This is a genomic window from Streptomyces sp. NPDC056503 (assembly GCF_042794995.1).
GTDB lineage: Bacteria > Actinomycetota > Actinomycetes > Streptomycetales > Streptomycetaceae > Streptomyces.
This window is the reverse complement of record NZ_JBHTST010000217.1, coordinates 1-7655: the sequence shown is the minus strand read 5'-3', so window position 1 is coordinate 7655 and position 7655 is coordinate 1. Positions and strand designations below refer to the sequence as shown.

General features: G+C 73.3%; 7 protein-coding genes. 5 read left to right on the top strand and 2 right to left on the bottom strand.

The genetic code is table 11. The features are described from left to right. Positions 1-51: 51 nt before the first annotated feature. Positions 52-1461, bottom strand: coding sequence for an amidase (locus tag ACFQ8C_RS35735; RefSeq protein WP_383465954.1), 1410 nt, complete (start codon positions 1459-1461; stop codon positions 52-54). Between the two features lie 320 nt (positions 1462-1781). Here ACFQ8C_RS35735 and ACFQ8C_RS35730 point away from each other — a divergent pair, with 320 nt between their 5' ends. Next, positions 1782-2777 (top strand): LacI family DNA-binding transcriptional regulator, encoded by a 996-nt coding sequence (locus tag ACFQ8C_RS35730; RefSeq protein ID WP_383465952.1) that lies wholly within the window; start codon positions 1782-1784, stop codon positions 2775-2777. A 221-nt stretch (positions 2778-2998) separates the two neighbouring features. Beyond that, the gene (locus ACFQ8C_RS35725) at positions 2999-4063 is read left to right on the top strand and encodes a Gfo/Idh/MocA family protein (protein WP_383465951.1); all 1065 of its coding nucleotides are present in this window, start codon (positions 2999-3001) and stop codon (positions 4061-4063) included. Between the two features lie 237 nt (positions 4064-4300). Here the strand turns inward: ACFQ8C_RS35725 and ACFQ8C_RS35720 are convergent, their stop codons facing one another. Beyond that, complete coding sequence (locus tag ACFQ8C_RS35720; protein WP_383465949.1) at positions 4301-5392, bottom strand: chitinase; 1092 nt, start codon at positions 5390-5392, stop codon at positions 4301-4303. Between the two features lie 380 nt (positions 5393-5772). Here ACFQ8C_RS35720 and ACFQ8C_RS35715 point away from each other — a divergent pair, with 380 nt between their 5' ends. The 3 genes from ACFQ8C_RS35715 to ACFQ8C_RS35705 form a co-directional block, all read left to right on the top strand. Beyond that, positions 5773-6300, top strand: a complete 528-nt coding sequence (locus tag ACFQ8C_RS35715) for a hypothetical protein (protein WP_383465948.1) — start codon at positions 5773-5775, stop codon at positions 6298-6300. Between the two features lie 87 nt (positions 6301-6387). Continuing rightward, a complete protein-coding gene (locus ACFQ8C_RS35710) occupies positions 6388-7230 on the top strand; it encodes a DUF4097 domain-containing protein (RefSeq protein ID WP_383465946.1) in 843 nt (280 codons plus the stop codon). Positions 7231-7418: 188 nt separating this feature from the next. Further along, positions 7419-7655: ATP-binding cassette domain-containing protein (locus ACFQ8C_RS35705; protein WP_383465944.1), on the top strand; the 237-nt coding region annotated here is incomplete at its 3' end.

Sequence of the window (7655 nt, the reverse complement as noted above, 5' to 3'; positions counted from 1 at the left end):
CGCTTGACGCCTGGCGCCCGGTGTCAGGCGTCAGGCGTCAGGCGCCCGGTGTCAGGCGTCCTGGACGCGTCGGAAGGGCTGCTCGGCCTCCAGGGCGAACGCGGCTTCCAGGAGGGTGCGTTCGCTGCCGGGGCGGCCGGAGAGGAGGACGCCGATCGGCAGACCGTCGGCGGTCGTGCGGGCGCTGGGCAGCGAGATCGACGGGGTGCCCACCACGTTGTCGACCGGGGTGTAGGCCACGTACGCGAGGATCCGCTCGACCAGGACGGAGTACGGGACCGTGGGGCTGAGGTGCCCGATCGGGGGCGTGGTGTGGGCGAGGACCGGGGTGAGGACGAGGTCGAGGCCGCGCAGGGCCGCCGCGTACGCCTCCTTGGTGCGCCGCAGCCGGCGCACCACGCCCGGGGTGTCCCGCCACCGCTTCACGTACTCCTCGCGCAGCCCTCGGCTCAGCCCGTCCATGCGGTGCCGGTCGAAGTCGGGGCCGAAGGTGCGGCCGGTGGCGCCGAGGAGGAAGGAGAGCATGCCCCAGTAGGTGAGGAAGTCCCCGGTGAAGCGGGGGTCCAGGTCCATGGTGACGGGTTCGACGGTGTGGCCGAGGCCCCGGAGGGTGTCGGCGGTTCCGGTGACGGCGGCGCGGGTGTCGTCGTCGCAGCGGACGCCGTTGGGCGAGTCGAGCAGGAAGCCGATGCGCAGCCGCCGCCCCGACGGGCCCTCGACCAGGCCGACGGGCGGAAGCCCGGGGTTGCGCCGGTACCGCTCGGCTGCGGCGAGGAACGCGGCGGAGTCGCGGACGGTCCGGGTGACGACGCCGTCGGCGACGAGGTCGACGGGCAGGTGCCGGCTCTGGTCGTTGCCGACGACCCGGCCGCGGGTGGGCTTGAGGCCGACGAGCCCGCAGCAGGCGGCGGGGATCCGGATGGAACCGCCGCCGTCGTTGGCGTGGGCCAGCGGTACGGCCCCGGCGGCGACGAGCGCGGCGGCGCCGCCGGAGGAGCCGCCCGCCGAGCGACCGGTGTGCCAGGGGTTGCGGACCGGCTCGGCGGTCTCGTACTCGGTGGCCGGGCTGAAGCCGAACTCGGGCAGCCGGGTCTTGCCGAGGACGGTGACGCCGGTGCTGAGGAGCTGCCGGACGAAGGGCGCGTGCCGGCGGGCCGGCCGGGGTGTGAAGGCGGCGCTGCCGTGCCCGGTCGGCAGCCCGGCGAAGTCGGTGTTGTCCTTGACGAGGGTGGGGACTCCGGCGAAGGCCCCGCCGTTCCCGCCGCCGATGGCGGGCGGGTCGAGCGGGGTCTGCACCGCGTGGAGCTCCGCGACCGCCCGGAGACGGGCGGCCGCGTCCCTGGCGACCTCGGCGGGACTCACCTCGCGCCGCCGGATCGCCGCCGCGAGCCCGACCGCGTCGTGCTCCCCGAGGGCGTCGTCCCCGAAGGCGTGCACCGTGTTCCGCTTCTCGTCGCTCACCGCTGCCTCAGCCCCCGGGGTGGTCGTGGTCGCCTGTCGCCCCCATCATGGCGTACCCGCGGGTAACACGCGAGGGTCCGGTACGCCGCGCGGGCGCCCGGTCTCCGCCTGCCCGGTGGCGCCCTCGGCGCACCGGGCGCGTCGGCGTCCGCCCCGGGCGGCCCTTACTCTGGGTGATGCGGCCGCCGCTGCCCGCCGCTGTCCGCCGCTGCCCGTCAAGGATGTGCAATCGTTTGCGGAATGTGCGGGCCGTCACGCGCCGACGCGTCAGGCAGGGGCCGGTCGCCGTGGCGTCCGGCCACGGAAGGAGAAGATCGACGATGCAGCACCAGCCCGTGACGATGAGCGATGTGGCCCGTGCGGCAGGAGTGTCGGTGACGACCGTCTCCTACGTACTGAGCGGCAAGCGCCCGGTGGCTCCCGCCAAGAGGGAAGCGGTACAGGCGGCCATCGCCGAGCTGGGGTTCCGGCTGAACACCGTGGCGCAGAGCCTGCGCACGGGGCGTTCCAGCACCGTGGCGCTGATCATCCCGGACATCGCCAACCCGTTCTACGCCCAGCTGGCCCGTGGGCTGCAGGACAGCTTGCGTCCGGGGCGGTACCACGTCGTCGTCTGCAATACGAACGCGGAGCGCGCGGAGGAGCTCTACTGTCTCGACGACGTGGTCAGGCGGTGCCTCGACGGAGTGGTGATCACCCCCTCGTGGCTGACCCCGGAGGACTTCGGCGCCGTACGGGCAGCGGGCATTCCGGTCGTGGTCAGCGCCGACAGCGAGTGGAGGGACCTGGACCAGGTGCGCGCCGACTCCCACGACGCCGTCGACGAGGCGGTGGGCCGTCTCGCCCGCCAGGGCCACGAGCGACTGGGCATGGTGGTCGGGCCGGCGGGTACGCCGGGCGGCGACCCCCGCCTCGAACTCTTCCGCGCCGCCACCCGGCGTCACGGGCTGGATCTTCCGGCCGGTCTGGTCGTGCGCGGGAAGCACACCCGCGAGGCCGGAGCCGAGGGCCTGCGCCGCCTGATGGGCCGCAAGAAGCCGCCGACCGCGGTCGCCTTCGTCAACGACCGCACCGCCATCGGGGCCCTGGAGGCCGCGGAGGAGATGGGCCTCGCGGTCCCGTCCGACGTGGCGCTGGTCGGCCATGACGACATCGAGCTCGCCTCCCTGGTGCGCCCCCGGCTCTCCACGATCCGCTATCCCGCCTACGAGGTGGGCTCGACCTGCGGACGCCTGCTCCTGGAACGCCTGGAAGGCCGCGTCAGCCCGTCGCGGGTCGCCCTGCGCACGCGGTTCGTGCCGCGCGAGTCCGCCTGACCCTCTCCGGGACCGCACTCCCCGCACCCCCGCACTCGCCCGCACTCCCGCACTCGCCCGCACTCGCCCGCACTCGCCCGTACTCGCCCGTACTCGCCCGTCGGGCTTGACAGCCTGCGGCGCTCCCGACATATCTTGGCGCAATCGATTGCGCAATCGATTGCGCAAGACGACGGGCCAGCCCTCCGGCGGCCTCCCGCACCAGATCCGAGAAGGAACCCATGACACAGGACCGGTCAGGCGACACCCCCGAGGCGGCACGCATGGCACTGCCCGCACCCCGGACACCCTCCCCTCATGACGCACCGGCCCTGAACTGGGGGGTGATAGCCCCGGGCTGGATCGCGGCCCACTTCGTCGAAGCGCTGCAGAAGCACACCGGGCAGAAGGTGGTGGCGGTCGGCTCGCGTGACGCCGGGCGCGCCCGCGCGTTCGCCGACCGGTTCGGCATCCCGGCGGCCTACGGCAGTTACGCCGAACTCGTCGCGGACGACGCGGTGGACATCGTCTACGTCGCGTCGCCCCACTCGGGCCATTTCGAGCAGGCCCTCCAGGCGATCGAGGCCGGCCGGCACGTCCTCGTGGAGAAGGCGTTCACCCGCAACGCCCGCGAGGCCGAGCGGCTCGTCGAAGCCGCCCGGGAGCGGGGGGTGTTCCTCATGGAGGCGATGTGGACGCGCTTCCTGCCCCACATCGACGTGGTCCGCCAGGTGCTCGACGCCGGTCTGCTCGGCGAGGTGCACACCGTCATCGCCGACCACGGCCAGCCGATGACCCCCGAGGTGCAGCACCGCCACTTCGCCCCCGAACTGGCGGGCGGAGCACTCCTGGACCTCGGCGTCTACCCGGTCTCCTTCGCCTCGATGGTGCTGGGGCCGTTCGCCTCGGTCACGGCGGTGGGCACGAAGACGTCCACCGGCGTCGACGGCCAGGCGTCGATCCTCGTCACCGCCGAGTCCGGAGCCCACGCGATCCTGAACACGACCCTCTTCGGCCGCACTCCGACCACGGCCTCGATCGCCGGAACGCACGGTCGCCTGGAGATCGACGGGTCCTTCTACGGACCCGCCACGGTCCGGCTCATCGGCCGCGACAACGCGCTGATCGACACCTTCGTCCCTCCGCTGCTCGACGGCGGGCTCTGCTACGAGGCCGCCGAAGCCGCCCGCTGCGTCGGCGCCGGGCGGCTGGAGTCCGACCTGATGCCGCTCGCCGAGACGCTGAGCGTCATGCACGTCCTGGACGGCATCCGCCGCGACATCGACGTGGCTTTCCCCGGAGAGTGACCCACCCCCTGAAGGGAGGCCGACCCGCGCCGGTTCCGGTCGTCACCGGCGCGGGATCAGGGCAGCGGGCGTACGCGGGCCGCGACCGGTCCGCCCGCCTCCAGGGTGATCGGGGCGTGGGCGTGGTCGCCCCGGGCGAGGTCCGGGCAGTCGATGCGGGCACCGGCGATCAGGTCCGCTCCGGGACGTCGGTCCGCGACGTCCCGGACCGTACGGTGTCCGGTGCCCGCTGATCGACTAACGGCCCTGGAGCCGCTTGACGTTGTCGCCGAAGGTCCAGTTCCTGGAGCCGTCCCAGTTCATCGACCAGGTCATCAGGCCCTTGAGCTTGCCTCCGTAGTGGTTCCACGCCTGGGCGACGAGAGAGGGGGCCATGTACCCGCCGCCCGCGCCGGGCTGGGCGGGCAGGCCCGGGACCTGCTTGTCGTAGGGGACGCGGATGGTGGTGCCCTGGATGACGAGGCCGCGGTCGAGGCAGTCGGTCTGGGCGGTGAAGCCGGCGACGGTTCCGGCGGAGTAGGAGTCGCCGGAACAGCCGTACATGCTGCCGTTGTAGTACTGCATGTTCAGCCACCACAGGCGGCCGTTGTCGGCGTACTTCTTGACGATCGGCAGGTACGCGCCCCAGATCGAGCCGTACGCGACGCTGCCACCGGTGACGTACGCCGTCTCGGGCGCCATCGTCAGGCCGAAGCCGGCGGGCATGCGGGCGAGGACGCCGTCGATGATGCGGACCAGGTTGGCCTGGGAGGCGGAGAGGGTGGTGATGCTGCCGCTGCCGACGAGACCGGTCTCGATGTCGATGTCGATGCCGTCGAAGTTGTACCGCTGGAGGATCGGCACGATCGTCTCGACGAAGCGGTCGGCCACGGCCCGGGAGCTGAGGTCGATGCCGGCGGCGGCGCCGCCGATGGACATCAGGATGGTGGCGCCCGCGGCCTTGGCCCGGCACATCTCGGCCGGGGTCGCGACCTTGACGGTGCTGTCCATCCCGTCCTCCCACAGCACCGTCCCGTCCGAACGGATCACGGGGAAGGCGGCGTTGACGACGTTGTACCCGTGGGCGGCGAAGCGCGGGTCGTCGATCGGGGCCCAGCCGAAGGGCGGATGGACGCCGTTGGCGGCGCCGTCCCAGTTCTCCCAGTAGCCCTGGAGCACCTTCCCGGAGGGACGGGGCTTGAGGGCGCAGGTGTCGGCGGCGGCGGCCGTGGCGCCGGTGGAGGCGGAGGTGGCGACGGCCTGCGCGGGGGTGGCGGCGGTGGCGGCGACCGCGGCGAGCAGGGCGGCGAGGCCCGCTCCCAGGGCGCGGGTGATCCGTGAGCCTGGCATGCGTGTGCTCCTTGGGACGTGGGGGGTCGGTCCGGGGCGTGGCGCGCGCTCCAGCAGACCGTAGATTGGTCCAGACCTTCCGTCAACCACCCTCACGCAGCGGGGAGTTGGGGAAGTGGAGGAGCGGAGGCGCGACAGCGGCGGAAGCGCTCCGCATGAATGCGCACCCCACTCCCCGGCACCCCTCGACACCTCCCGGCACCCCTCGACGCCTCCCGACACCAGATGGCGCCACACGACGCCACTCCGACGCCACCTGGCACCACGCGGCGCCACGCAACGCCACTCGGCGCCACTCATGGCACCCTCTGGCGCCATTCGGTGCCACATGACACCACGAGGGGTTGCACATGGCGCCATGATGGTGCCATGATGACGTCATGGACCTCACCCCGTATGTCGACAGCCTCCGCCGCGAACTCGCGGTGGCAGCCGAAGCCGGTGGCGACGCGGCCCGCGAGCTGGCCGAGCGGCTCACCGCCCCCCTGGAGTCGGCGACCCGCCTGACCATGCTGAACGTGCTCTCCGCGGCGACGGACGAGATCACCCGCGAACTCGCCCCCGGCTCGGTCGACGTACGCCTCCGTGGTCTCGACCCGGACTTCGTGGTGACGCGGCCGCCCGCCGACAGCGGCGCGGCGCCCGCGGAGCCGACGGAGCCCGCCGAGCCGCTCGCGGCCCCGGCCGTCCCGGAAGGGGACGAAGGCGCGGTCGCCCGGGTGAACCTGCGGCTGCCGGCCCACCTCAAGGCACGGGCCGAGGAGGCCGCGAGCCGCGAGGGACTGTCGGTCAACGCCTGGCTGGTCCGGGCCGTGTCGTCGGCGGTCGACGGCGGCGCCGCCGCCCGCCCACGCCCGGCGGAGAAGCCCCGGTCCGTCGGCCAGAGCATCACGGGCTGGGTGCGATAGCACCCGCCCCACCCCGCCACACCACTTCACCCCACACCACGTCCCACCAGCGGGGACGTTCCGGAGACCCAAGAGGACGGGACAGCCATGCCTTCTTACGACACTCCCGCAGCGATCTCGGCCCTGGCCCGCGTGGAGGCCGGCTCCATCCAGTTCGTCGCCGGCGACCGCACGGACACCGTGGTCGAGGTGGCGCCGCGCAACCCGAAGAAGGACCTGGACGTGCGGACGGCCGACCAGACCGAGATCTCGTACGGGAACGGCACGCTGACCGTGCGGACGCCCAAGTCGAACCTGTTCGGCCGCACCGGCGTCGTCGACGTGACGGTCGAGCTGCCGACCGGGTCGAGGGTCGAGGTCGACGGCGCCTGGACCCAGATCCTCGGGGAGGGCCGGTTCGGCGAGGTCCGCGTGAAGACCTCGTCCGGCGACGCCCGACTCGACACCACCGGGCCGCTGCACCTCACCGCCTCGCACGGCTCCATCACCGTGGACCGCGTCGAGGGCTCGGCCGAGATCACCACCAGCTCCGGCAGCGTGCGCGTCGGCCTCGTCGACGGCCCGGCCGTCCTGAAGAACTCGCACGGCACCACGACCGTCGGCGCCGTCACCGGCGAGCTCCGCGTGAGCGGGGCGCACGGCGACATCTCGGTGGACCGCGCCGAGGACTCGGTCACCGCCACCACCGCCCACGGCACCGTCCGCATCGGCGAGATCGCCCGCGGCACGGTCCAGTTGGAGACGAGCTACGGCGCCATCGACGTCGGCGTCCGCGAGGGCACCGCCGCCTGGCTCGACGCCGTCTCCGGCTCCGGTCAGGTGCGCAACGGGCTCACGGCCTCCGGCGCTCCGGAGGAGACCGAGGAGACCGTCAGGATCCGCGCCCGCACGCGCCACGGCAACATCGACATCCGCCGCGCCCGCGCCTGACTCTCGGGCCGGAAACCGGGGCGGGGCACGACCGCGAGGCACGACCGCGGGGCACGACCGCGGAACGCGCCCCGGCCCCGGCCCGCACCCAGGCCGCCCCCGGCCCGCGCCGCCTCCCCTCCCCTCCCCTCCCCTCCCCTCCCCTCAAGACCTTCCCCTCCCACCTCAGCCTTCGATCGGAGGCCCCCATGCCTTCTTCTGTCATGCCCATGTCCAACCCGCCGCTGCCGAGCCAGGGAGACGGTCACCCCGTGCCCGCCGCGATCACCGCGACCGGTCTGCGCAAGTCGTACGGCGACAAGGTCGTCCTCGACGGAGTCGACCTCCACATCCCGGCCGGTACGGTCTTCGCCCTGCTCGGCCCGAACGGCGCGGGCAAGACGACCGCCGTGAAGATCCTCTCCACCCTCGTCACCGCCGACGCC